The organism is Paenibacillus sp. OK060, from assembly GCF_900101205.1.
Taxonomy (GTDB): domain Bacteria; phylum Bacillota; class Bacilli; order Paenibacillales; family Paenibacillaceae; genus Paenibacillus; species Paenibacillus marchantiae.
Genome location: NZ_FNFR01000001.1, coordinates 154,102 through 180,337, shown reverse-complemented (window position 1 = coordinate 180,337; position 26,236 = coordinate 154,102). Strand labels below are relative to the sequence as shown.

The window sequence follows — 26,236 nt, the reverse complement described above, 5'->3', positions numbered from 1 at the left end:
TGATGGATAATCAAAAAAACCAACTGCCACTTGGAAAAACCATCGCTGTCTTGCTACTTGGCGCATTTATCGCTATTCTGAACCAAACTTTGCTCAATGTAGCCATCCCCCATCTGATGAATGACTTTAACGTCTCAGCAACGACCGTGCAGTGGCTGTCCACAGCTTATTTGCTGGTGAACGGGGTACTCATTCCGATTACCGCCTACTTGATCGAGTCGTTCGGAACCCGCAAATTGTTCGTGACTGCGATGCTGTTGTTTACGTTAGGTTCATTGATCTGTGCCATCAGTCCTGGATTTACGGTCATGCTCATCGGTCGTATCGTACAAGCCAGTGGGGCCGGTATTATTATGCCTTTGGTTATGAACGTATTTCTGACTGTGTTTCCTCCAGAGAAACGGGGAACCGCCATGGGTACGATGGGTATTGCCATGATGTTTGCTCCGGCCATTGGCCCGACATTATCTGGATGGATCGTGGAACATTATACATGGCGCATTCTGTTCTATATGGTCATTCCGCTTGCCTTGCTTGATATTTTGTTTGCCTTCATTTGGCTGAGAAATGTGTCCAAGCTTACTTCGCCGAAATTTGATGGTTTTGGCGCATTATTCTCCACCATCGGTTTCGGCTTTCTGTTATATGGATTCAGCTCTGCCGGAGATAAAGGCTGGACCAGCGCGACAGTGCTGTTGACACTCATTATCGGAGTGCTCTTCATCGTCTTCTTTGTTCTCCGAGAAACGGCTATGAAGAACCCCCTGCTGGAATTTCGTGTATTCAAATACGACATCTTCACCATCTCGACGCTAGTCAGTGCAACGATTAATATGGCACTCTTTGGCGGGATGCTGCTGTTACCGATCTATCTGCAAAATATAAGGGGATTCTCTCCCCTGCAATCCGGGTTGTTGCTGCTGCCTGGTGCATTGCTAATGGGCGTCATGTCTCCCATCTCAGGAGCGCTGTTTGACCGGATTGGCTCTCGCCCCCTAGCCATTGTCGGTTTGATCATTACCGCCATCACCACCTTTGAGTTTAGTAAGTTGACGGGGGAGACGCCTTATGGTCACATCATGATGCTATACACGTTTCGTAGCTTCGGCATGTCCATGCTGATGATGTCTGTACAGACAGAGGGGTTAAACCAATTACCGCCTCATCTCACCAGTCATGGTACGGCCATGTCCAATACGGTCAGACAGGTCGCAGGTTCAATCGGGACCGCCCTGCTCATCACCGTAATGGCGACACGTGCAGGCATTCATTTGGCTGATTACAGCAACACCGTGACTACAACCAATGTAGCACTGACAGAACAAGTCGGTATGCTTGGCACGCAAATGGCTACTGCGGCGGGAATGCCGCCTGAACAAGGCACCAGTCTAGCATTACAGCAGCTCTATGGTATCGCTGTTCAGACGTCAACGATCGAAGGCATTAATGATGCTTTCATTGTAGCGACCTGGATTTCGATCATTGGTCTGTTTCTGTCGTTATTCCTGCGGCGGGCTCGCTCCCGTCCTCGTAAAGTCAAAACTGAACGCTAAAATGGCGTTGGACCACCCTATATCCCCTATACAACCCTGTATCACAGATCAGATCCGCAAGCTTCACTTAGATCAATTGAAACAATAAAAAACCGCAAGTCTCTTTAATCCAGAGACCTGCGGTTTTTGGCTTTCGCTATGGATGCTGGGGTAAGGATGAATTGTCATCCTTGGCAGCCTCTCTCGCCTTAACAGCAAGCAGTTCCGATACGGTTACAAAACGATAACCTTGCTCCTGCAGCTTAGGCAGAATCGTTTTTAGCGCAGCAACCGTCTGGGACTTGCCCTCCACCTTGTCATGAAACAGAACAATGTCCCCGTTACGTGCGTTCTTCAGCACTTTGTTCACAATGGCTGATACGCCTGGTGAAGCCCAATCACGTGTGTCCTGATGCCAGGACCATAGCACAATCGTATAGCCTTGCTGCTTGGCGACCTGAATGACCATGTCATTGTAATAGCCTCCCGGGGGTCTAAACAACGTCGGACGCTGCGCCCCTGCTCCAACAATGGATTTCTCCGCTATGTTCATTTCATGGCTGTACTTATCCGCCCTTGTTGACCTGACCGCGTACGTATGTGCATACGTATGATTGGCGATTTCATGTCCTTCCCGCTGCTCCTGTTTGATCAGGTCAGGAAACTTTTCCGCCCATTTGCCAAGCACAAAAAAAGTGCCTTTGGCCTGATACTGCTCGAGTAAAGCCAGAATTTGCGGGGTCTGGACCGGATCTGGCCCATCATCAAAGGTCAGTGCGATGAGTTTGTCATGTGTGGGAACCTCCCACACAATCTCTCCCCGTTCCTCATAATACTGTCGGTTCTTCTGCACAGGTTTGGCGTAGGCAGAACTGCTGCCAAGCAAAAAAACCAGCGTACACAATCCGATGCATCGGGCTGCCTTCAGGTTCATGTTTATGTCCTCTCTTTATCTTCAAACGTAAACTCCCTGTTAGCATTTCCCGATTCACCAGAACTATTTAACGAAATATTTGATCAATGACTGCAATTTCCTCAGCTGTGAGCTCAACATCCAGTGTTTTCAGATTGTTGATGACCTGCTCTGGTTTCTTGGCACCAGGAATGAGCGCATCAATGGACGGCTGAGTCAGGTACCAGGCCAGAACGAGATGGGCGACTTCAGCGTCCTTGGACTGTGCAATGCTTCGTAGTTGTTCCACCTTATCCAGATTCTGAATAAAGGCTTCTCCAGTGAATAACGGGTTCTTCGCCCGTCCATCCTGGAAGGTTGTATCACGATTATATTTGCCACCCAGCAGACCTGCTGCCAGAGGGAAGTATGGTACAAAAGAAATATCATGCTCTGCCGTATAAGGCAGCAATTCCTTCTCCGCTTCTCTTTTGAACAAATTATATTCAGACTGCAGCACATCCACATCTCCATTCCGATTTGCCTCACGCAGCTGATCAATGGAGAAATTGGAAACTCCGATGGCACGGATTTTACCTTCGTCCTTCAAACGTTTCAGCGCACCTACAGCCTCATCCTTCGGTGTAAGTTCATCCGGGAAATGAATATAGAACAAGTCAATATAATCTGTCTGCAAGCGTTTCAATGCCTCATCTACAGAGGTTTTGAGGAAAGCAGGCGAGTTATCAAAGACTACGTTACCATCCACGAATTTATGTGCAGCTTTCGTTGCTATGATAGTATCTTGACGCTGACCCGTTTCTTTCAGCACTTCACCAATTAAGCGTTCTGAATGCTCAGGTCCATAGATGAAAGCAGTATCCAAAAAGTTAATGCCCTGTTTCAAAGCTGTACGAACGACATCCTTACCTGTCTCATCATTCAGCATATTCGGATAGATGTTATGTCCTCCTACTGCATTAGCCCCCAATCCAATCGGGTTAACAATCAGTTCGGTTTTGCCCAAGCGAGTACGTTGTTCTGCCATGTCTCATCCATCTCCTTTTCTGAGCGTTGGTAACTCACATATATTATATCAGAGGCTTAAGCATATTTAAAATATCGGGTTTATCGGATTAGGTGTTTTTCAGCGCTGTAGCTTCCACATCATTGATGAAACGGCGGAGTTTTGCAGCCACATCGCGGTTAATTTCGCCATTTTCGTATAGCTGCTGTATGGTATTGCGCTGCTCCTGCATCGCCACCATTTGCAATTCCAGCTTTTCCTGATCAAATGGATCTTCCGTTTTGCCCTGATTCCAGGTGCGTAATTTGGCAATTACCCGCTCATATCTAGAGATGACCGACAGAGCCACAATCCGGTTACTATCGTTCATATGAGCACGAATCGCCTTGATCGCTGCTTCAGAGGTACGCATCTTCACTTGACGGAACAGATCTGCATTTTCAATCATAAATGGCTGATCCGGCTTCCGTGAACGATTCGTAAACACATGTCCAAACAATCGTCCAATTTCACTGAGTGAGAACATCATCTGTGTATTCGTGCGGTTTGCAAGCATCATTTCCTTTCGATCCAACCAACTGTTACATCTAAAGGCGGCTTCCGAAGCAATTACATTTTCATCCATCATATTCTCAATTTCTTTGCGTTCAGCCCGTGTACCGATGAGATTAATGGCTGTTTCCTGTTTTAAAATGTCCTTGCGCTTACCGGCAGTAAGCTCGCCAGCCGCCTGCCTGATATACTTCGACAGATCGGAAACAACCGCAAGCGCAGCAGCTTTATTCTGGTCGTTCATTTCCGACTTCACTGCACGAATGGCAGCATTAAGCATAATATCCTGTGCTTTTCGTTCCGTCGTTTGCGGTGTACCTTCTTCCGCTTTATCTTCGTTCTTCGCAAGAATAGGAAGGAACACACTTGCAGCAATCAGAGTGAACAGTATCACACCTGCGGCCAGGAAAATGATCAGATCCCTTTCAGGAAAAGGAGACCCGTCTTGGAGAACATAAGGAATGGAGAATGCCCCCGCCAGCGTTACAGCCCCTCTCACACCCGAAAGAGTAATGATCGTAACTTCTTTCAGCCGAGGCTTCCCGCTCGACAACGCCTCACCGGAATTTTCATTTCCTTTCCAGAACAGATAGATCCAGACAAAACGAAGTACCAACAATAGCACTGAAATGAGGCCCACATATCCGAGTACTTGAAGGTTATCAAACGAGACATTCTCGAAGATGGTACTCAGCACATCCGGGATCTGTACCCCCAGAATGACAAAGACCAATCCGTTCAAAATAAATAAAATGACAGACCAGGTACTGGCAGATACCACCTGCATCTTCAGTTGTACAGACTCGGTCCGATCACGCTCAATAGCATGAATGATCCCGCCAGCGACGACCGCAAGAATGCCTGAAACACCGACCTCTTCACTGACCAGATAAATGACGAAGGGCGTTAGAATTTGCAATAACATATGAATCGTTACATCTTCCATCCCCAGACGCCGAATCCAGACACCCAATCGGATCAATAGGAAGGATAATAAGGCACCAATCAGCAACCCGCCAATCGCGATAAGTATAAAACTAAATGACGCCTGAGCCAGGGAAAATACCCCTGTAACCGTGGCGGCAATCGCAAATTTGAATGCAACCAGACCGGATGCATCATTCATTAATGCTTCTCCCTCAAGGAGCCTATGTATGCTCTTGGGTAAATGCACACGACCTGCCATAGCGCCTACAGCCACAGCGTCTGTCGGGGACAGAATTGCCGCAAGTGCAAAAGCCGCAGGAAGCGGAATGGTTGGAATGAGCCAGTGAATGGCATATCCTGCCACGACAACCGTTACAAATACAAGGCCCAGGGCCAGCAAAAGGATGGGCGCTCTTAGATTCCACAGCTCGTGCCTCGGTGTTCGCTTCCCGTCGTTGTACAGCAACGGAGCGATAAAGAGTACGAAAAACAATTCCGGATTCAGTGGCAGATGCACACCCGCAGGTAATAGTGCAATGGCTACACCGAGAACAATCTGAATCAACGGAATGGGGATAAAGGGTACAAATCGGTTCAAAATATTCGATAAACCGATCAGTACCAGCAAAACAAGCACGGCGATAAATAGTTCCATGATGACAATCCCTTTCCGAATAATGAAGTGGTGAAAACCATTTTGTGTACCTTATTTTAACATAAACCAAAGTTTATTATAAAAATGTTGTCATATTAATACCCGTCCAAAGCGAATGGACAACAGTCCGATTGCAGATTTCTGATTGGTTCTGTTTATAAGATGTTACAATATGCTCAGGACAATACCCGTTTGGAAAGGAACTTGGTGTCTATGGCATTTGGAATTAAACGACAGGAGCTGGCCGAGTGGAAAGAACGTGTATCTCGTGGCGACCTTGCCTATCTCACTCATTTCTGGATCGACAACCGTTTTCCGGGCATTACCAGTGTGACCAAAGTGGGCTGTTCGGATCTGAAACGGCTTGAGGACTGGTGTAGAGAGCATGGACTCGACCCACGTTACATCCATCGGCGTCAGCCTTTCCCCCATTTTGACCTGCTCGGTAAAAAACAGAAGGAAATTCTGATCCAGGAAGGTCTGACCGATCACATTCAACGTTTCCATCTTTAATTGAAAAATTAAAACGCCAGCCTTCAAGATTCAAGTCCCAAAGCGGGCTCAAATTCTTGAAGGCTGGCGTGTTACACACCATATATTTAGCGATGCGTTTGTTCCAACGTTTTCATTTTTTCCAGCAGTTTCAGCTCAATCTTCTTCAGCATGCCAAACATCTGCAGTTGTTCCTCTTCCGTAAGCGCCTGCAAAAGTTCCCACGTCATCCGACCGCGATTATTAATCAACGTTCTTGCAAGCTGCTTCCCATCTTCAGTTAAAGACAACCATACAATTCTTCGGTCCTCTTCACTGCGCACCCGCTGGATCAGACCTTCGCTCTCCAGTTGATTCAGCACAATTGTGGTTGCTCCAGAAGATAGACTAAGTTGTCTGGCCACATCCACAGCCATACAGCGTTCTTCACGCAAAATCATGCCCAATATATGACTTTTCGTCGGATTCAATTTGCAGTTTGTTTCATTTCTTTGCTGCTGATCCAATACTTTATTTTTATATCTGAAGAAGGCCTCCAACAATTGATCGACATTTGCCAATTGAGAGTTTCGCTCCGTATCCGGGCTCATAAACGTTCCTCCTACCTTTGATCATAACCTACCTTATATTGTAACATATTTGTACTATTTTGTTTGTGAAAAATGCGCTTGTTTCCCAAAACCCTTTACTTTTCTGTAAAGTTCATGCTTATTTTGCCGTTTCATGTGACAAGCTACCTTATAGCATGAACAGATAACCACACAAGGAGGAATCAAGCAATGAACATTTATATTGTTTTCGATAGTGAAGGCGGGCATACACGAGCGCTTGCCGAGTCGATTGCTACTGGCGCAGCCAGCGTGCATGGTGCAACCGTTCATTTGCATTCCACAGAAGAAGCCGACATTTACAAGCTGGTGGAAATGGACGCCATTATCTGGGGCTGCCCCGGACATTTTGGCTCCATCAGCTCCGGGTTGAAAAATTGGATCGACAAGCTGGGCTACCTCTGGGCAGAGGGCAAGCTTGTAGACAAAGTAGGTGCGGTGTTCTGTACCATCGCAACCGAGCATGGTGGACTGGAGTCAACGTTGATTCATCTGCTGACACCCATGCTCCATCAGGGCATGATCATTACCGGACTACCTGGAAACTTTGCAGATAATGCATTATATGGCTCCTATTATGGTGTTGGGGTGACTTGTCCGGTGGACAGTGATGATCTGCTCAACGAACAGGGCATAGCACTGGGTAAAGCTCTGGGAGAACGCGTGGCTCGCATAACCAACCGACTGATCACATAGATATCAGAGTATTTCCCTTAAAAGAATTTGCTGTTCTTATCAAGCCTGCGCTCATAAGCTGAAAAGCAGTACCGCAGGCTTGAATCCTCCTTCCTGTAGAGAAATAGAATGATTCTATTGCATTATTGGATTGAATTTGTTTATAATAACGTATATCTTTAAAGTTACTTTTAGTTACTTAATGATTTTTATAAATCTGTTATTATAAAGTAATAGGTTATTCATCCTCATCCATTATATTGCAAGGGAATTTTACACATGAATCAAAATACGTATTTAAAAACTGACGTTTGTATTGTGGGAGCTGGCCCTGGAGGGGCGCTACTCTCATTCCTGCTGAAACGGCAAGGAATATCCACCATTCTGATCGAGCGCCAGCCGCACCTTCTTAAGTCGTTTCGTGGCGAAGTGCTTAATGCAGATGGTGAACATGTATTGAATAAACATGGGTTATACCCTTCTGTAACCCAGCGTGGCGTGCTGCCTCTGGAGCAAATTCAATATTGGGAGAACGGTCAGATCATCCACACCATTTTCCCTGGAGAGCAAGAATCCCATGTGGGCATTCATGTGCCTCAGGATCATCTGCTGGAAGTCATCGTGTCACAATCACAGAACCAGGAAAACGAACAAGTCCTTTATAATACGGTTATGACTGGATTATTACGGAATAAGGCTGACCACACGGTTGGCATCAACATTCGGCAAGAAGGACGGCCTGCTTCCATTGAAGCAGCGGTTATTGTTGGTGCAGATGGCAGATATTCAGCTGTACGCAGACACGCTGGTCTGACCCCGGATATCCGCAAACATGGATACGATCTGTTATGGGCTCGCATTCCTGCTCCAGCAGGCTGGGAACCTGCTGTTCGAATGGCCAGTATGGATGGTCAGCAGTTGGCGCTATTCTCACAATTTGGAGGATACGTACAGATCGGATGGAACATCTCGCAAGGGTCCTTCTCCAAGCTGCGTGAACAGCCTTTTGCTCCCTTTGTACAGAAACTCGTGGCGGCCTTCCCCTGTCTCGCTGATTCGGTAGCTCAACATATCCAGACATGGAGTGATTTTGTTTTGTTATCCGTTGAGAGCAGTTTCGTCGATTCGTGGGCACAGGACAATGTGGTCTTGCTTGGTGATGCGGCTCACACAATGACTCCAACGGGCGCTTTTGGATTGAATGCCGCATTGGAAGATGCGGACGTGCTCGCTGAGCTGCTCATTGATATGGCAGCCGATCAATTCACTTCTACAGAACGGCTGCAAGAGCTGCAGGCCCGACGTGGAGAAAAAGTGAAGCAGCAGTTGGCTAGGCAACTGGAGATGGAGTCTTCGTTCCAGCAGCGGTACGAATCTTTTCAATAATGGGGCGTGTTATTCACATACCGCGTAAATCAACAAACAGCCGATGACTCCCTGTTGGGGAAGCATCGGCTGTTTTGTTCTTTGTGGAAAAACAATTAGGGATCAGGCTTCACTGCCATTCATGGCGCTTACCCGTAGCTCAGTCATCGGCAGAGACAACTTATCGGGATGACGTAATCTCACCGTACGGCTCTCACCAGGGAGAAGATCAAAATAGTTATCACTAAAACGAACGCGTCCGAGGGGCAGCTCGAGCTTCACCAACCGTGCAATTGCACCAATGGCTGTAACCGACACGGATTGCTCCTCTTCGTTCACATGTACACTGAGCTGAGATTGAGGCAGGTTAACATCCTTCGGATCACGTAAGAAATATCGATTGAGTGGTGCAGTGAAACCTTCGGCTACCAATTCAACCATCACTTCATCTGCCAATTTGCCTCCCAATACTTCCGCTTCGCTCAGCTCTGCAATGCGATTAGCGGATTGCGAACCTGTCTCCACATGATGCGAGCTGGAGTATACTTTTTCCCCATTCAATCCATAGACATTAAGTCGAAGCTGTCCCTTCAGAGTGTCACGTGTATCATTCACAACCCATAACGTAAGCAACTCACCCGGTTCATGTTCCAGAGACAGCAGTATCGGGTGAAAGAATACTTTTCCGTAATAAAAGGAGGCCTTCGGCAGCAGCTCGTAGTCAATCATGGACCAGCTTGTGCCTGGCCAGCTGTCATTCAGCTGCCACACAAGGGCTCCACTATTGCGATGATTGATCCGCCGGAAATGTTCAATGCCATACCGTAATCCTTCCGCCTGTGTCAGCATCGAGTAGTTCATGTACTCTTCAATATTTTGCGGAATGCCCGTATATCCTTCCATTAGAAGAATGCCTTTCTGATGATTGGTATCCTTATTCCGATAGGCCATTTCGGGGCTGCCCCAGTAAAATTGCCCTGCAGGCATGTTTTTCTCCAGTGTGTAGCGGTTGGCCGAGGCGTGCATGCCGAATTCACTGCTGAACAGGGCATTATCTTTTTTATAGTTTTTGAAAGTCACGCCCTCAATACTGTAATTCAGCAGTGGCGGCTCGCCGTGTTTTCGGGGATACACGGAACCATGCCATACTTGCCAGTTATGACGATCCCCCACAGCCGGATCGTTGGCATCATTGCCGTGACTGTCCCCATACGGTGAGGAAGGCCAGTATGGACGAGACGAATCCAACCGCTCCAGCACTTCCGGTATCAGCTCATGGTAGATCAGCTCTCCATAGAAGGGGCTGGTAATATCTCCACTGGCGGACTTCATGTCATATAGCCAGTCAATTTCGTTATTGCCACACCAGAGTGCAAGCGAGGCACGATTGCGCAGGCGCAAGACATTATTTTCAACCTCATCCCGTACATTGTTCATGAAGTCCCGATTGAAATCAGGGAATAAGGCGTTGGCAAAAGCAAAATCCTGCCACACCAGTACGCCTTGCCGATCACACTCATCATAGAAGACGTCCTTTTCATATATACCGCCCGCCCAGACACGCAGCATATTCATATGCCCTTCCACGGTCAACTCGATCAGCTCACGATACCGGGAGGCCGGGATGGCACCAATCAGATGGTCGGCCGGAATCCAGTTGGCTCCCTTCGCGTACACACGCACTCCGTTCAGGATAAACGTAAAAGCATCCTCACCCTGATCATTATGAAGCGCCAGTTCAATGGTTCGTACACCATAAGGCTCGTTGTAACGATCTACTTCCACCCCATCGGCAAATAGCGTAACTTCCATCCTGTACAAGTAAGGTTCACCCAAATCATGCGTCCACCATAATTGTGGTGAATCTAATTTTAGTATTGTATCGGCGAGACCATTTTCCACAACTGCTTCGGCTGACCGTGCCACTTCATGTCCACTCGCGTCCAGTAAACGGATATCACAAGACAGGGCCACCGCTTTTTCACGTTTCTGTCTGCTACGGAAAGACAATACGGACTTCACATCCGCAGTGACATGGACAACTGCTTGCTGCTTGCTGGCTGATTCGGTACGTGCATATACGTTCTCCAGCTTTGCAATCGTTCGTCTTTCAAGACGTACCCCTCCCCAAATTCCTACGGTGACCATCCGTGGACCCCAGTCCCAGCCAAAATTCATCGCAGCTTTGCGCAACCATGGCCGTTCCTTCGTATACGAAGACCAGTCAAACGTTTCCTTGTCTCTGTGATGCAGATAAAGGGGATCGAACTTGACCGCTAAGGCGTTCCAGCCATTACGAACTAGTGTAGTCACATCGAAATTATGGGACATGAGCATATTAGCCGTTTGCCCCACTTCATGTCCGTTCACATATACGGTGGCGAACGTATCCAACCCGTCGAATATTAACTCAAAGTACTCCTCTGCTTCCCCATCCTTCGACAGGTTGAAGCTAGTACGATACCACCATTCCTTCTGCTCGATCCATCGACTCTTGGCATCGTTATGCCCATAGTAGGGCGGATCAATGATGCTGCGTTCCACCAGAGCGGTGTGCACATCCCCTGGCACCTCCGCTCCGATCCAAAATCGATCATCCAGCGCTGCCGCTGCAACATCCATGGGCCGCTTCTCCCCAACCTCGAAATGCTGTATTTTCCATTGTCCTGACAAATCCTGACTTGAATTAATCATCTTCATCCTTGCCTCGCTCCCCAGTTTCCTTGGTAATAAAATATCGAAAACGTTTGCAATATAAAAATGACTTCGTTCGTTCTTTAGCCTGCTAACCTTTAATGTCCGGAAGTCTTGTACGACACGGCCTCCTCGCGAAACTCACTCGGAGTCTTGCCTGTATGTTTTTTGAACAGCCTGCTAAAATACTTAACGTCCTCATATCCGCTGATAGCCGCCACTTCACTTACTTTTGCGGGAGAAACCACCAGCATGTCCATCGCGCGTCGAATTCGCATGCCAGTTACAAAATCACCAAAAGTGACGCCCGTTTCCTTCTTAAACAGTTCACTGAGATGGCCCGGATGCAGATGAACCTGACCTGCGACATATTGCAGGCTAATATCCTGTGCCAATCCAGATTCCATATAAGCAATAGCCTTCTGTACATGGGTGGTCCGCCCTTGTCCCATCTGGCTGTGATAGGTATGCATCAGCCCATATAAATGATGAAACAGCAGATCACGAAGTTCACCAGCATCGGCATCCGGGTTTGGCCTCCATGGTTCGAATCGTTCCAGATCGTCTCTTCCAATGGCCCGCATCGTGCGAATCAACCAGCGCTGTCCGGCATTCACCGCAGCATGCAGACAGGCATCAAAAGACTCTGGCGTTACTTCGGGGTCCAACAGGAGTTCATTCACCAGTTCTCGCGTCCATGTGGTCAGCATAATCGAGTCGTTATCCATTAACAATGTCCCCAGGGTAGTTTCTTCCTCATGCTGAAGGACGGCTTTGCCTCCTATGCGGTGCAAAACGTCTTCATATTGCCATATCCTGTCTTCAAGTAACCCATGGTAACGGTATGCAATCGACGCTGTTCGGTAGCTCTCATGCAGAAGTTGAACCTCCATACAGGGTCGACCTACTGCTGCACGCAATGTACATTTCAACAGTTGCTCCATCCGGGTTAACGCAATCCCCAAAGTAAATTGGAAATCCTGCTCATTCGGCGGCAGCTGTACAACACAGATAATCCGGTCTTTTTGAATGTGTGCAATTGCGCCTGACAGAACATCCTCCAGCATATTTTGCACGGCAAAGTTCAGTAAAGTAACCGAAGAATGATTCCACCCCTCAGCTTTTAAAATAAGAATCTGTCTCTGCACTTGCTCCTTGTCTGAGGAATATTCCGATTGCACATTCATTCCCGACTGGAGAAATACAGGACAAGGGCTTGATTCAACGTCTCCATCAATGATCCATCCAGCGAACAGGCGCTGTTTGTTCTCTCGCAGTAGCTGCCCTTCTCTTGATTTCTCAGCCCATCGTTCGGTAATCCGTTGTTTGGCCTGAAGCACCGTCTTGATAATATCTTCCGGTTTACTCGTCTTAAGCAGATAATCCGTGACACCTTGACGAATCGCTTGCTGAGCGTAAGAGAAGTCATCGTATCCCGATAAAATAATGACCTCGAGTTCCGGCAGCATATGCCGCCCTTCCTCAGCCAGTTCAAGCCCCGACCTTCCCGTCATCCGAATATCAGTCATCAGAATATGCGGCCTCTCCTCGGCCATGCGTGTTAACGCCTCTTCTGCCGAGGCTGCTGGCGAAAGCAGCTCAATCCCCAGTTCATGCCAAGCGATTACACTGGCGAGCCCTGTGCGGATAATTACTTCATCATCAACAATCAGTAATCTCATCGTGATTCCTCCAGGATTGGAATGGAAAATGAAATCCGGGTTCCACCTCCGACCCGGCTGTCCACTTCGAGCTGCGCCTCCGCTCCGTAATGAAGCAGTAGTCTCTCGTTCACATTGCGGAGTCCGTAACCCCCTTGGGATGTTTGCTTCATTGGCTCTTTCTCCGTCCAGTAGTGGTTTGAATCATGGTGCTCTTCCTCATCCGATGACACAAGGCTGCTTCTGACATGCTCAAGTCTGTCCCGCTCCATGCCAGCCCCGTCATCCAGAACCAGCACATTCATTCGTTCCTGTTCTTGACGAATCATGATCGTAATTGTGCCCATACCCGCTTTTGGCTGAATTCCGTGAATCATGGCATTTTCGACAAGTGGTTGGAGCAGCAATTTCAGCATCATTCGCTGTTCAAGTGCCGGATCCACAATATAATGCACGGCGAACTTGTCGGGAAATCGGATGGATTGTACACGAACATAATGGCGAATGTGGGCAATCTCCTGCCCAACTGGACAATAATCCCTACCCTGATTCAAACTGATGCGCAAAAAATCACTCAATCCCTCAACCATCTCTGCGATCCGCTTTTCCTCAGACATCAAGGCAATCCAGTGAATGGATGAAAGGGTGTTATACAGAAAATGAGGATTGATCTGCGCCTGAAGTGCCCTGAGATCAGCTTCCTTCTTGCGGGTTTCACCACGGATAACCTCTTCCTTCAGTCTCTCAATATGTGCACCGAGCAAATTATAACTCTCTCCCAGCTTGCCGATTTCATCATCACTTTCCGATCGAAATAGGGGCATCGGTCGATCCGGGTCCATTCGGGACAAATGTCTCGTAAGAACTCTCAGCGGCTTTGTGACTCGTCGCACCGTAAACCAGACCAGTCCTGCACTGATCGCAGCAGACAGCGTCACTGCAACAGCAGTTAGGATCAGAATATAACCGTTTTCGGACTTATACTGATCGTAGGGAACCGTTCCGGTCAGCGTCCAATCTGTCAACAGTTCCGGATAATAGAGCAAAGTACGTTTCTCATTGCCGCTGCCATACGTGGCTGTTCCACTGACTTCCTGTTGGATCAGCGTATGTACTTCAGGCTCGATCTTCTCCAGTGACTGTCCAAGACGGGATTTGTCCATGGAAGACAAAATCTCTCCAGTGGGACCGATCAGTTCCAGTCGACCTTCGCCCATACCCAGTCCCAGCGCTGCCCATCCTTTCGAGATTGCCTTCTCATCTAGACTGATCGCCAGCCATCCGATGGGCCGATAATCATGAATGCTGCGAATGGGTCGAACCAATGTTATTACATTTTGGATACCCGCATAATTCTGAACCGGATATACGCCAGTCCATGCTTTAACCGCATCACCACGCGGAGCAGGAGGATAAGTTACATTGGATGATTCATACCATGTAGCCGTGGACAGAGCCGCATCGAAACGTTCCGGATAGATGGCAATGTTGGCAATATATTTTTTGGAAGCGGCCAAATTGGTCATCCTGCCCAGAATATCCACACGCTCCTGCACATCGTCCTCATCGCTACTCAAATACTGCTGAATGTCCCTTTCTCCAATCAAAAAAATCGATAATGTCTCGGCATCCTGCAGCATATAGCGCAAATTCGCTTCTACCTGCTTCAGTGTGTCCATGCCGGAAAGCTTTGTTTTTTGCTCTGTGATGCGGGAAGAGATCAGAAAGGCGAACAGCCCCAGTGCCAGCAGCGGCACAATCATGGAAGCCGTAACCACGACGGACAGCTTCCGCTGCAGTGAAGATGTTAGCCAGCGTCCCACACCTTTTCCTCCTCTGGATGCGCTCTCATTTAACCTTTGACTGCTCCGGCCGTCATGCCTTTCATGACTTGTTCCTGAAATACCAGGTATAGAATGATGGTCGGGATTACGGACAAGGTCATGGCAGCAAGAGTCAGGCCGTAATCGGTCTGATATCCGTCGGCAAAGTTGGCGATCGCGAGCGGTAACGTTTTCAACCCTGTTTTGTTAATAAACACGAGTGCGAATGAAAAGTCATTCCATGCGTGTAGAAAACTTAGAATAGTGACCGTTGACAAGGCAGGCACAGACATGGGAAGCATGATCCGGGTGAACAGCCCCCATAGACCTGTTCCATCAATAAAAGCGGCCTCTTCAATGTCACGTGGAATGCTAGTCAAATAAGCTGTTAGCACAAATATCGCGGTTGGCAACGCAAATGCGGTATACGGCAATATCAGTGCCCAATACGTATTCAGCAGAGACATCTGTTTCATCAAAATAAATAACGGAACCAATGTGCTATGAATGGGAATCAGCATACCTACAACGAAGAAGGTCATGATCAACCCTTTCCAACGAAACTGGAAACGTGCAAGTATAAATGAGGCCAGCGCTGCTATAAACAGCGTTATGATAAGCGAACCTACGGACACAATCAGGGAATTGCCAAAAGCGGTTCCCAGCTTTGAGCTTTCCCAAGCATTACTGAAATTCTCCACGTTCCATTTCTCCGGAAGCCCGAAGGGCCTGCTATAGAAATCTTCATTCGTTTTGAATGCACTGATCACAAGCCAATAGAACGGATACAATGTTAAAATACCATAGACCGTCAACAGCGTCCAAACAATTCCACTACGGAATTGGCGAACCGGATGGCCTGAAGTATTCCCTGGTGTTGGCATCGATAACGGTGTAACACTCATTACATTCCCCCCTCTCTCCTAATTCTCTTTTCTCTTACGGCTTGTCGCCCACTGGCTTGTTCCGATCAGCAGCAGGGAGATTAGCACAATGGTGGTCGAGATAGCACTCCCGAAGCCATAGCGATACGTGTTGAAGGTTGAATTATACATATACGTTGCCAGCAGCTCTGTCGCATGCGCCGGGCCCCCTTTGGTCATGATGTACACCAGATCGAATGATTTTAGGCTGCCCGAGATACATAGAATGATCGCCACCTGAACCGTTCCCCAGATCATGGGCAAAGAAATGGAAACCAGCTTGCGGATTCCGGAAGCACCGTCAATCTTGGCAGCGTCATGGATTTCGCCCGGAATATTCTGCAGCGCCGAGATGAAGATAATCAAGTACAAACCGACAAAACTCCAGAGCAGCGGTGGCACCAAGGAGAAAATGGCGATTTTCTCATCTGAAAGCCACTGCAGCTTCCAGCTTTCCAGCCCTAATGCATCCAGTAGAAAGTTCAGTATCCCGATCTGCGGGTGATAGATATATTGCCAGATCATACCGATAACTACTGTGGATAATACCATCGGCAGAAATACGGCTGAACGCAGAAAACGCTGTAACGGATTGCTTTTGTGCAAAATGACCGCCAGCATCAACGCTAACGGAATTTGCCCAAATACTGAAGCTAGAACAAAAATGACGTTGTTTTTCAGTGCCCGCCAAAATACGGAATCATGCCATATTTCCACATAGTTATCCAGTCCGATATATTTTGACTCTCCGATTCCCGACCAGTTGAAGAATCCATAGTACGCTGACCATACAACCGGCACAAATACAAACAAAGCGTAAATTAGAACTGCCGGAGCGAGCCCCAGCATAATAAAACGTCGACTGCGCAATGCGTTCATCTTGCTCACTTCCTTTCATCAAACCTTTGGTAATTACAACCCTTGATATCAATGCAAAACCCCTCCCCTACCGGGAAGGGGTCTGAATCTTACCGCAAAGCATCTTTCAGCTCATCCAGATCTGGATCGGAATGACCTATGACCTTAATTTCCGACTGCACTGGCTTGCGATGCCTGAATTTTATTCGCGATATCTGCGGCTTTACCACCCATCAATAGCTCCTGCAATCCATTGTTGATAACCTCGACGGTTGCAGATCCTAGTTTGGAATCATACACCGGAGTAATCTTTACTTCCTGCATTAAGTCATAGAGCTCCACAAACAATGGATGGGCTTTTGATTTGTCCAGATCAATCTTGTAGCTGACGAGTGTGCTGCTATCCAGAGTTGCTTTCTGACCGTCAGGGCCTGCCAAAGCGTAGAATAGCTCCATGGCCGCATCTTTCTGGGCACCGCTTAACTTTTTGCTTACACCCAAGCCTGTCCCTACAACGCCAGATGTCGTCCTGGCCTCACCCTGGCCTCCATCTACTGCTGGTAAAATCGTAATGTGTGTATTGTTCAAAATGTCTTCCGGTGCGTTGTTGACGAGGTTGGCCAATGCCCATCCGCCGTTCATCACCATCGCTGCTTTTCCCTGGAAGTACAGCTGCATCATCTGTGTTTCGTCAATACTGTTGAAACCATCCTGAAATGCTTTGCTGTTACCGAGTTCCTGCATTTTGTCCAGCGCCTGGATGAATTGTGGGTCTGTAAAGCTGGCCCCATCCTGCGCTGTTGCTTTTAAGAACCAGTCTGTGCCGGTTACCCGGTCAGCCAGTGTACTGAAGATCGTGGATTGAGCCACCCAATTGGCCTTGTTCCCCAGTGCCATCGGTATTACTTTGTTCTCATTAAATGTAGCGATGGCCTGCTCCAGCTCAGCCCACGTTTCAGGTACTTTCACGTTGTACTGCTTAAACAGTGCTTCATTGTAATAAATAAAGGAAGTGGGTGCGAGATTCATCGGTACCGAGTAGATATCCCCGTCCACCGTATATCCATCCAGAGCGTTCGGAATAAAGTTGTCTTTCCATTCCGGCTTCGCGTCCAGCTCGGCATTGATCGGCTGCAACAGATCCCCTTTCACAAACTCCTTGGTCATCGCATCCGGCCACATGACGAACAGATCCGGCATTTCATTGGCCGCTGCCACCGTCCGGAGCCTTGTTTTGAGGCCATCTGTCGGCAGACCTTCATCCACGACTTCAATATCCGGATGCGACCCACGGAAGTCTTCAATGATTTTGCGCATCGCCACCGCTTTGGCGTCCTGTCCAGTCCAGTTGTGCCATATAGTGACGGTTACTTTATCCTTGCTGTCGCTGCCTTCTGAGCTGTCCCCGCCGCCGCAACCAGCCAGAACGATGGAAAATAGCGTCATTGCCAATATTCCCGAAAGCCATTTTTTCAACATCTCTATAGTCCCCCTTGGCGATTTGAATACACTTATTTTAAATGGTAACGCTATCATTCTGTAAGGTGACGATGCACGGATGCAGGGGTGAAAAATATCGGATTCCCCGTTGATCCTGCAATCTTTGCTACATACAGAAAGAGCCCTCATCATGAGAGCTCTTTCTGTATGTGGATTCGGGAACCATTCTTGAATTTATAAATAAATGAATAGATAAGTTCTGATTTATTTCATACTGTCTTTCACAAGTGCTGCAAAAGCTTCCGAACCTTCCTTCGTCAGATGTACACCATCTTTTTCGAAATATTCGTCATGTCCTTCACTTGCAGTGTGCCAGTCAATGAGAGATACATTGCTATAATCTGACGCCGCTTCGTTCAGTGCTTTATTCACGGTTCGTTCCCATGGGCGAGGGACTCGCACAGTAACCAGATAAACATGTTCTTCATCTTTCAAATAATCCAACACGGAATTCAGACTTTTGGAATTGAAGGAACCGTTTGTTCCAAGCTCCAGTACGACCTGACTGCCCATTTGGTTATTTCTCTTCAGGCCATCCAGTACATCGGCAGCCTCCCACATCTGACGGCCGATATGACCGTCCACGTGCACGCCCGAAATGGTTTGTTCAAGATAAGGCTTGGCGTCCAAAATAACTGAATCTCCAATGACCGTATAATGAATCTTGCCATCTTTGGCTGGAGGGGCTGTTTCCTCTTGCTCTTTGGACGAATCTGATGTATTGACAGGATCCTCGGGTTGTTCATTACCGTTGTCTTCTGGATTTCCAGGATTGTCGGTGCTTCCTTTGGGTTTACCAACAGCATGGTTCGAGTCGCCAGGAGTTGATCCTTTCTGCTCACCTGAAGTTGGTTCCTCAGATTTCGGAGCATTACCTGGCTTCGTCGTTTGCTGTTCTCCTTTGCCTGGTGGATCTCCAGCGTTCGCCGCTGGTTTATCGTTTTTCTGTGGCGCAGGTTGGTTGTTGGCCCCGGAGGTGCTCACTGTTGCTGGAAGAACGTCCTGCCCCTTTTCCTCCGTTACGGAATGATCTCCATTCAGCGTGGCCGACATCGATACCGAATGGGAATCAGAATTCGCTGCTGACGTAATCATCATCTGTGACACCGTAAAGCACATCAACAGAATACTCATCAGCAATCCAGCGCGCTTCCACCATACGTTGCGAATACCTGTTGCATTGCGCCCTCTTCCCCATAACCGGGACCAGGAATCACGAAATCCGTTATGACGAATTGGATTTTCAATATATTTAAGTGACAAGGAGGCCAGTGCAACCGTTGCTGCAACCTGCAAAACCATTCGCACAGGATGTGCTCCACCCGTGTCTACCGTTGGACTCGTCAGAATAATGACAGGATAGTGCCACAAATATAAACCATAGGATCGTTCCCCGATCCAGCGCAATGGCTTGGCGCCAATAAGCCTTGCCAGGAAGGATGATGGATGAGCCAGTACAGCTACGAGCAAAGTCGTCGCTATAGCCTGAAGTACCATTCCTCCTCGATACAATGAAGGGTCGTACTCGCTGCTATTCAGCATCATGTAGATTAACCAAGCCAGCGCAGCTAAACCTAACACGTCCAGGACAAGGCGATTGATGCGGGCAAGGGATGACGATAGTTTGCGACTCGGCCATACCACGGCCAGTGCAGCACCAGCCAATAAGGCGAATGCTCTTGTATCTGTTCCATAATAAACACGGCTCGGGTCCAGATCCGGATTATACATGATGGCCATCGCACCAGCAGACAATTCAGCTGCTACGACAATAAAGACGACCAGCCATCCCTTTCTTTTGAACAAGACGATTGCTGCGACCAGTAGAAGGGGCCAAACAATGTAAAACTGTTCTTCCACAGCCAGCGACCAGAAATGTCCAAAGGGTGATGGAGGGCCGAAACTTTCGAAATAGGAAACGTTATGAAAGATATACCACCAATTGCTTATGTATAATACTCCCGAGACAATGTCACCACGCAACGCAGCCAGTCGAGATGGATCTGTGCAAAGCAGCCAAATCATCACCACTGCAGTCATCGTGATCATGCCAGGTAACAAGCGCCTTACTCTTCGCACCCAGAAATCACCGAGCGAAATCCGGCCATGCTCCTGCCATTGTGTCAAAAGAATATCTGTAATCAAATACCCTGATAGAACAAAGAAAATGCCTACACCGAGCAAACCGCCCGGAATAAAACCTAAATTCAGATGATACCCTATTACTGCAAGCACAGCGATGGCTCGCAAACCATCCAGTCCGTTCATATGCCGCTTGCTTTTCAACGATTGTGACATGCGAGCCCCTCCTTGACAATGTGAGTCGACATCATCCATGTCTGGGGCGTTCGAGAACTCCTTGTGGTTCTGGTTGTCATTAACATACGTATTGCACCTTCCATCATTCATTTACAACATAAAGAAGACGTGTTACTTAACCATGATGTTTTATGATTACGATTTCTTTATATCTTTGTCGTTATGTCCCGTTTAGCATTATACGCCCGAAAGATTATTCACAAATTACAGTAATAGTTACAATCCAGTGAAACGATGTAACCTTTCCTGCCAAGCATATATAGCTGTAAAATCATACTCTAATTTTATTTTTAAATACAGCATTTTTCATAGAATGGCTAATATTACCTTACCTTTTATTTCATATATGAGCAGATCCCTCTGAGGGTCTGGAGTGTACACTTATGCCAATAGGAAAAGGCTGCCGACTTGCTCAGCAGCCAATAACCATTATAAACCTATCTCTTGCCGGATTGAAAGTTTTGCTCATAATTGCATCTTGGTGCCTAGGACCCTAGAGGTAAAACGGATGAACCTTCTCCTCCGCACTCCCATCAAGAATCCGATAAGAGGATCGTCCTACGTACATTGGAATCTGCAATTTGTCCAGATTAACCATTCCATTTTCCAAGAAGTATTCCGGGTCTTGATACCGCTGTATCACTTCACCTGCAATCCATTCATGATCCCCATATGTTGTGATATTGATTACCTTGCACTCGTAAGCAAAATAAGCTTCAGTCAGAATGGGTACATCCACTTTAATTCCTTCTTCGTATGTAATCCCGAATTTCGAGAATTTGTCTGTGTCTCTTCCACTGAAGGTTCCCGCAGCCTGAATCCACTCCGAATGATGACCCGGAAGGAAGTGTACCCCGAATACTCCACTCTGCTCAATCAATTCATAAGAGTACGTTTCCTTCCTCAGCGATATCCCGTAAATTCCGGGAGACGACCCAATATAGGTATGCCAGCCTGAGGCCATCACATTCTGCATGCCCTTATGACGGGATGTCACTACCGCCACCATGCCGGGATAGGAATAAAACATAGGTTCATCTATCGGTTTCCGCATCTGATCACCTCTTCGTTTTTAATTGGCCCCAAAGCAGCACTAGGCCGTTTTTCTCATCCATTATTATACAATATAAGTAAAGGATGAGAAAGAATTACTTCCTTATCACAAATCACTTTTTGAAAAGAAGAGGCTGGGTGAACTATCAAATGGATTGCGTTATAATTAGCATTCATAGTAATCTTGATTAAACACAACTGAGAAATGGGGAATAGCAGTGATTGAAAAAGCAACGTTTGCCGGGGGATGTTTCTGGTGTATGGTAAGTCCCTTTGAAGAGCAGCCCGGCATTCACGGGATTATATCCGGATACATGGGTGGAACCGTAGAAAACCCTACATATGAGCAAGTATTGACCGGGGAAACGGGGCATTTGGAAGTTGTGCAAATCTCGTTTGATCCAGCCATTTTCCCATATGAGAAATTGCTTGAGCTGTACTGGCCGCAGATCGATCCCACAGATGCCACGGGTCAGGGTAATGATCGCAAAAGCCAATATCGGGCTGCCATCCTGTATCACAATGAAGAGCAACGCCAATTGGCCCTGAAATCCCGAGAGGAACTTGCCAAAACAGGCCGATTCGATAAACCTGTCGTTACTGCCATTGAGGAAGCCTCCGTATTTTATCCGGCAGAAGAATATCATCAAAATTTCCATCGCAAAGATCCGAAATATTATAAAGAATCCCGGATTTATTCCGGACGTGACGAAATTATCAAGAAATATTGGAGTTAATCTCTTTAAATAATTAATTAATAAAGCGGCCACATGGGCCGCTTTTTTGTCGCATCCATTTTACAGTACACCGATTAAAGTCTTCAACTCCTCGAAGCTATCAATAACCCGATCCGCCTGAGCTAGTTCATCGGCTTGAGCAAAGTCAAAATTACATCCAATGGAAATTAAATCATTATCCTTCGCCGCCTTAATGTCAGACAAGCGATCCCCGATAACCATGCCATGAATGATCTTATATTTCTCCACGATGGAGCGTACGAGATCAGACTTATTTTGTGATGAAATCTGCTGTATGCTGAAGGTTTCCGTTACCCACTCATCCAAATGATAATAGGTTACGATGGCATTCAAGTATTCGATTTGTCCATTACTCGCTATGTATATCGGTATACTCTTCTCTTTGCAGTATTGAAAGAACTCTTCTACGTACGGATATAGTGCTCCATGGCCTGCCTCGATATTGGCAATTAACTTTTCATGAAACCATTCATTTGCTTGTTGTCTAATCTGGTCCGAGTATCCGGGCAATAAATTCTCCCAGACGACGGGCAGAGGAACTCCCATAATCTCACGGTACTTTTCTATTGGCGTATTCTGCTCCCACAATCCCTTTGATCTCAGATGATTAAAAGTGTCATGTAGAGAAGTTTCCAATATTCGATCTGTCTGAAATAACGTACCATCCATATCAAAAATCAATGAAAGCATAAACAGATTCTCCTCCTTCATATTCAGGATATAGTTTGAGATATAATAGTCACTCTACTTAAGTAAAGTGACTATTCATCAACATACGTGAATACCTATCATTTTACAACCCTTCCAAACTTTCTGATTGAAATCACCCCTTATTCCAAGGTTGGTTATGAACTGCCTCTCATTCGTCCATACTATTACCTACGAATAAACCGTCATCACGAATGGCAGGGGAGGAAGCACCATGAACCGGAAAAACCCGCATCAAATTAATCAACCTGCAGCAGAACTACCCGTTCCGCTTGAATTCGATCGCAGCTGGATCACCCAACTGGAGTCCAGACTCGATAAAGGCGGCCCTTGGGGCGATTACAGACTCTTTCAACTTGGTATTCAAGCTGAAGAGACGAATCTGATTCCCAATTTTGATGAAATCCAATGTCTGAAGCATTTACAGGGACTCACTCCTCTTCCACACCAGATGGATACTGCACGCAGAGTACTGTTTGAAATGTCAGGCCGTGCCATTCTCGCCGATGAGGTTGGACTTGGCAAAACGATTGAAGCTGGCCTGATTTTGAAAGAATATATGGTCCGTGGACTTGTATCCAAAGTGCTCATTCTCGTGCCTGCGTCCCTTGTACTACAATGGGTCCGGGAGCTGAATTCCAAATTTGGCATCCCAGCGATTGCACAGAAAAAAGCCTATTCCTGGCAAAATGAAATCGTGGTTGCCTCTATGGATACAGCAAAGCGTGACCCGCATAAAGATATGCTGCTGAATACAGATTACGACATGATTATTATCGACGAGGCTCATAAGCTCAAAAATAAAAAAACAACGAACTATCAATTCATGCTGAAATTGCGGAAAAAGTACTGCCTGCTGCTTACGGCTACACCGGTACAGAATGACATGAGCGAGCTGTTTAACCTCATTAATCTGCTCAAGCCGGGACAGCTTGGCCGTCAGGGTGATTTTGCAGCCAACTTTGTCGTCGACAAACGTATTCCGAAAAATCAGGAGCAGCTCAAGGATGAGTTGTCCAAAGTCATGATCCGTAACCGTCGCGGTGAAGGACCTGTTCAATTTACCAAACGAAACGTTTCCAATGTGAATTTGCAGCTTTCGCCTGAAGAACAAGCCCTTTACGATGGGGTGACTTCCTTTGTGAAGGATCAGTACCAGGAAGCCGGCGGCAATCTGAGCAGCATGCTTTCGCTAGTGACGTTGCAGCGAGAAGTATGCAGCAGTCGGGATGCCGTATTTGTGACGTTGGTCAATCTGTCGAAGAAGCTTCCACTGGACTCCCCACTGCGGGATAAGATTTGGGAGCTCGTTGCCCATATTAAAGCGATCAAGGAAAATACGAAAGCCGAAAAAACGATGGAACTCGTTCGTGACATGAATGAGAAGGTTATTATTTTCACCGAATACCGTGCCACGCAGGAGTATTTGCTCAATTATTTTCGCAACAACGGCCTAACCGCTGTTCCCTACCGGGGCGGCATGAACCGTGGTAAAAAAGACTGGATGATGGACCTCTTCCGTGGTCGCGTACAAGCGATGATTGCAACCGAGGCGGGCGGTGAGGGTATCAACCTGCAATTTTGCCATCACATGATCAACTTCGACCTGCCCTGGAATCCCATGCGTGTCGAGCAGCGGATCGGTCGCGTACACCGATTAGGACAGCAGCATGATGTGAACATCTACAACCTTTCGACGACAGGCACAATCGAGGAGCATATTCTGAATCTGCTTCATGAGAAGATCAATATGTTCGAGATGGTCATTGGTGGATTGGATGTCATTCTGGAGCGGCTGGAGAAGAAGGAATCGATCGAAAAGAGTTTGTACAAAATCATGCTTGAATCACAAAACGAAGAGGATATCCGCCGTAAAATGGACTCCCTTGGACAATCGTTGAACTCCATTCAACGCGAAGTCGCAGATGAGGCACCAGCCGTATCCGGGCTTGATATTCGTAAAGGAGGCCTCTGATCATGACCATGTCACCCCATGAAGTGCAAGCGTATGTGCTCACTTACCTGGAAACACTTGATTGTCAGATTATGGAGCGTTCTCCTGCCCATGTTACGGTAAAACTTTCACCTGAAGCCGACAAGGCATTAACCAACCGTCCGTATTATTGGGGATTTGTGGAGCGAACCGGTGCACCTGCGGAGACGATGTCCTTTACATTCGTCTTTGATCCGGATGCCCATCAGCAAGCGTTGGAAGCTGAAGAAGCAAAAGCTGCACAGTTAGCTCCTCCAACCTCACCAGGTACCGGTACCCCCGAGGCTCCCAAAGATACCATTCTAGGTCGGTACTTCGGTATTGTCCCTTCTCTGCCTCAGCTGGGACCCGGACGGATTTTGAAAGAAGATGTTGTATATGGCAGTCGCAGGTTGCAACAGATCTTCAATGCAGCGCGTGAAGGCGGCGCATTCGTGAACCTGTTCGAACAGGCTGCAAAAAGGCAATTGCGAGCTACCGCGCCAGCAGTATATGAGCCATGGCTTGGTGTGTGTTTTAAAGTGGAATTCGCCTGTGATCTGAAAAAAGAGGAACTTCATTTTATCGGCATTTCCCTCAGAACAGGGGAAATTGTCGAGAAGTTCGGCTTGAAACTGAACAGGCGTGACCTTAGCCCAAGGCTGGCTGAAAATATGCACGTACAGACCGCCAAAGTGTCGCTAGCCGATGCCGGGGCAGCTCTGGAATCGCATTTGACAAATCGCTTGCTGGAACTCGACTATAGCTGGGCAGAGAAAGCCAAAGAACGGCTTGATCTGGAGCTTGCTGTTGTGGATACGTACTATGAAGCAGTTCTTAGAGAGGACACCCCTGAGGTCGACGTTGATACAACCTCTGCCTCCAGCACAGACGGTAGTTCAACGGATCAGGAACATGCAGGGACCGGGCCATTTACCCAAATTCAGACTTCTCGCTCCGGCCCTACTCGTATCCAGAAAGCACATCTACAGCCCGTCGAACCAACTGGCGTGATGATTGGAGCAGATGTCGAACTCGCTGCTGAAGCTGCTGTTCAGGCAGAACCAGAAACGGACCTGGAACAGGAGAAAGCCCGCCAAGCGGTCCTGGACCGGGAAGCTATGAAGCTGCAATATGAAACACGGCGTACCGAGATGATCTGGCAATATGAGCCCAAAGTGAAGGTGACCGCGATTAGCAGCGGCATGTTTCATTTGAGATAGACGACGAAGACACTACTTT

At 47.4% G+C, this 26,236-nt stretch carries 19 protein-coding genes and 1 pseudogene; 7 read left to right on the top strand and 13 right to left on the bottom strand.

Features of this window, described 5'->3' with window-relative positions:
* Window positions 1–2: 2 nt before the first annotated feature.
* Window positions 3–1,553, top strand: coding sequence for a DHA2 family efflux MFS transporter permease subunit (locus BLS14_RS00780; RefSeq protein WP_063564740.1), 1,551 nt, complete (start codon window positions 3–5; stop codon window positions 1,551–1,553).
* Between the two features lie 136 nt (window positions 1,554–1,689).
* Here BLS14_RS00780 and BLS14_RS00775 read toward each other — a convergent pair whose 3' ends face one another.
* From BLS14_RS00775 to BLS14_RS00765, 3 genes are all read right to left on the bottom strand, one after another.
* Window positions 1,690–2,466, bottom strand: a complete 777-nt coding sequence (locus tag BLS14_RS00775) for a polysaccharide deacetylase family protein (RefSeq protein ID WP_063564741.1) — start codon at window positions 2,464–2,466, stop codon at window positions 1,690–1,692.
* A gap of 67 nt (window positions 2,467–2,533) precedes the next feature.
* Complete coding sequence (locus tag BLS14_RS00770) at window positions 2,534–3,472, bottom strand: aldo/keto reductase (protein WP_063564742.1); 939 nt, start codon at window positions 3,470–3,472, stop codon at window positions 2,534–2,536.
* A gap of 88 nt (window positions 3,473–3,560) precedes the next feature.
* Entirely contained in the window at window positions 3,561–5,585 is a 2,025-nt protein-coding gene (locus BLS14_RS00765; RefSeq protein WP_063564743.1) for a Na+/H+ antiporter, read from the bottom strand.
* Between the two features lie 213 nt (window positions 5,586–5,798).
* Between BLS14_RS00765 and BLS14_RS00760 the strand changes: the two genes are divergently transcribed.
* A complete protein-coding gene (locus tag BLS14_RS00760) occupies window positions 5,799–6,098 on the top strand; it encodes a hypothetical protein (RefSeq protein ID WP_072732330.1) in 300 nt (99 codons plus the stop codon).
* 86 nt (window positions 6,099–6,184) lie between these two features.
* Here BLS14_RS00760 and BLS14_RS00755 read toward each other — a convergent pair whose 3' ends face one another.
* Window positions 6,185–6,667 (bottom strand): MarR family winged helix-turn-helix transcriptional regulator, encoded by a 483-nt coding sequence (locus tag BLS14_RS00755; protein WP_063564745.1) that lies wholly within the window; start codon window positions 6,665–6,667, stop codon window positions 6,185–6,187.
* A gap of 189 nt (window positions 6,668–6,856) precedes the next feature.
* On the opposite strand from BLS14_RS00755, the gene BLS14_RS00750 reads away from it, so the two are divergent.
* Both BLS14_RS00750 and BLS14_RS00745 read left to right on the top strand, forming a co-directional pair.
* Complete coding sequence (locus BLS14_RS00750) at window positions 6,857–7,381, top strand: NAD(P)H-dependent oxidoreductase (RefSeq protein ID WP_090949017.1); 525 nt, start codon at window positions 6,857–6,859, stop codon at window positions 7,379–7,381.
* A 258-nt stretch (window positions 7,382–7,639) separates the two neighbouring features.
* Window positions 7,640–8,746, top strand: a complete 1,107-nt coding sequence (locus BLS14_RS00745) for an FAD-dependent monooxygenase (RefSeq protein ID WP_090949016.1) — start codon at window positions 7,640–7,642, stop codon at window positions 8,744–8,746.
* Window positions 8,747–8,848: 102 nt separating this feature from the next.
* Here the strand turns inward: BLS14_RS00745 and BLS14_RS00740 are convergent, their stop codons facing one another.
* The 8 genes from BLS14_RS00740 to BLS14_RS00705 all read right to left on the bottom strand — a co-directional run bounded on the left by BLS14_RS00740 (window position 8,849) and on the right by BLS14_RS00705 (window position 21,557).
* On the bottom strand, window positions 8,849–11,425 hold the full coding sequence (locus BLS14_RS00740; RefSeq protein WP_090949013.1) for a beta-mannosidase: 2,577 nt from the start codon (window positions 11,423–11,425) through the stop codon (window positions 8,849–8,851).
* Between the two features lie 92 nt (window positions 11,426–11,517).
* The gene (locus BLS14_RS00735) at window positions 11,518–13,101 is read right to left on the bottom strand and encodes a helix-turn-helix domain-containing protein (RefSeq protein ID WP_090805247.1); all 1,584 of its coding nucleotides are present in this window, start codon (window positions 13,099–13,101) and stop codon (window positions 11,518–11,520) included.
* Window positions 13,098–14,903, bottom strand: coding sequence for a cache domain-containing sensor histidine kinase (locus BLS14_RS00730; protein WP_090949011.1), 1,806 nt, complete (start codon window positions 14,901–14,903; stop codon window positions 13,098–13,100). The genes BLS14_RS00735 and BLS14_RS00730 overlap by 4 nt, the downstream gene beginning before the upstream one ends.
* A 29-nt stretch (window positions 14,904–14,932) precedes the next feature.
* Window positions 14,933–15,787 carry a carbohydrate ABC transporter permease gene (locus BLS14_RS00725; RefSeq protein WP_371121405.1) on the bottom strand — a complete coding sequence of 285 codons (855 nt, stop codon included), beginning with the start codon at window positions 15,785–15,787 and terminating at the stop codon, window positions 14,933–14,935.
* Window positions 15,788–15,826: 39 nt separating this feature from the next.
* Window positions 15,827–16,705 carry a carbohydrate ABC transporter permease gene (locus BLS14_RS00720; protein ID WP_063564751.1) on the bottom strand — a complete coding sequence of 293 codons (879 nt, stop codon included), beginning with the start codon at window positions 16,703–16,705 and terminating at the stop codon, window positions 15,827–15,829.
* A gap of 144 nt (window positions 16,706–16,849) precedes the next feature.
* Window positions 16,850–18,163 (bottom strand): extracellular solute-binding protein, encoded by a 1,314-nt coding sequence (locus BLS14_RS00715; protein WP_090949008.1) that lies wholly within the window; start codon window positions 18,161–18,163, stop codon window positions 16,850–16,852.
* 225 nt (window positions 18,164–18,388) lie between these two features.
* On the bottom strand, window positions 18,389–20,482 hold the full coding sequence (locus tag BLS14_RS00710) for an acyltransferase family protein (RefSeq protein ID WP_063564752.1): 2,094 nt from the start codon (window positions 20,480–20,482) through the stop codon (window positions 18,389–18,391).
* A 514-nt stretch (window positions 20,483–20,996) separates the two neighbouring features.
* Window positions 20,997–21,557: a flavin reductase family protein gene (locus BLS14_RS00705; protein ID WP_063564753.1), complete on the bottom strand. Its 561-nt coding sequence runs from the start codon at window positions 21,555–21,557 to the stop codon at window positions 20,997–20,999.
* A 220-nt stretch (window positions 21,558–21,777) separates the two neighbouring features.
* Between BLS14_RS00705 and msrA the strand changes: the two genes are divergently transcribed.
* Window positions 21,778–22,293, top strand: a complete 516-nt coding sequence (msrA, locus tag BLS14_RS00700) for a peptide-methionine (S)-S-oxide reductase MsrA (protein ID WP_076289735.1) — start codon at window positions 21,778–21,780, stop codon at window positions 22,291–22,293.
* A gap of 60 nt (window positions 22,294–22,353) precedes the next feature.
* Here msrA and BLS14_RS00695 read toward each other — a convergent pair.
* Window positions 22,354–23,046, bottom strand: a pseudogene (locus tag BLS14_RS00695) (HAD family hydrolase); the annotation flags it as partial.
* A 190-nt stretch (window positions 23,047–23,236) separates the two neighbouring features.
* Between BLS14_RS00695 and BLS14_RS00690 the strand changes: the two are divergent.
* Both BLS14_RS00690 and BLS14_RS00685 read left to right on the top strand, forming a co-directional pair.
* Window positions 23,237–24,997 carry a DEAD/DEAH box helicase gene (locus BLS14_RS00690; RefSeq protein WP_063564756.1) on the top strand — a complete coding sequence of 587 codons (1,761 nt, stop codon included), beginning with the start codon at window positions 23,237–23,239 and terminating at the stop codon, window positions 24,995–24,997.
* A gap of 2 nt (window positions 24,998–24,999) precedes the next feature.
* A complete protein-coding gene (locus BLS14_RS00685; RefSeq protein ID WP_090949003.1) occupies window positions 25,000–26,217 on the top strand; it encodes a YqhG family protein in 1,218 nt (405 codons plus the stop codon).
* Window positions 26,218–26,236: the final 19 nt, after the last annotated feature.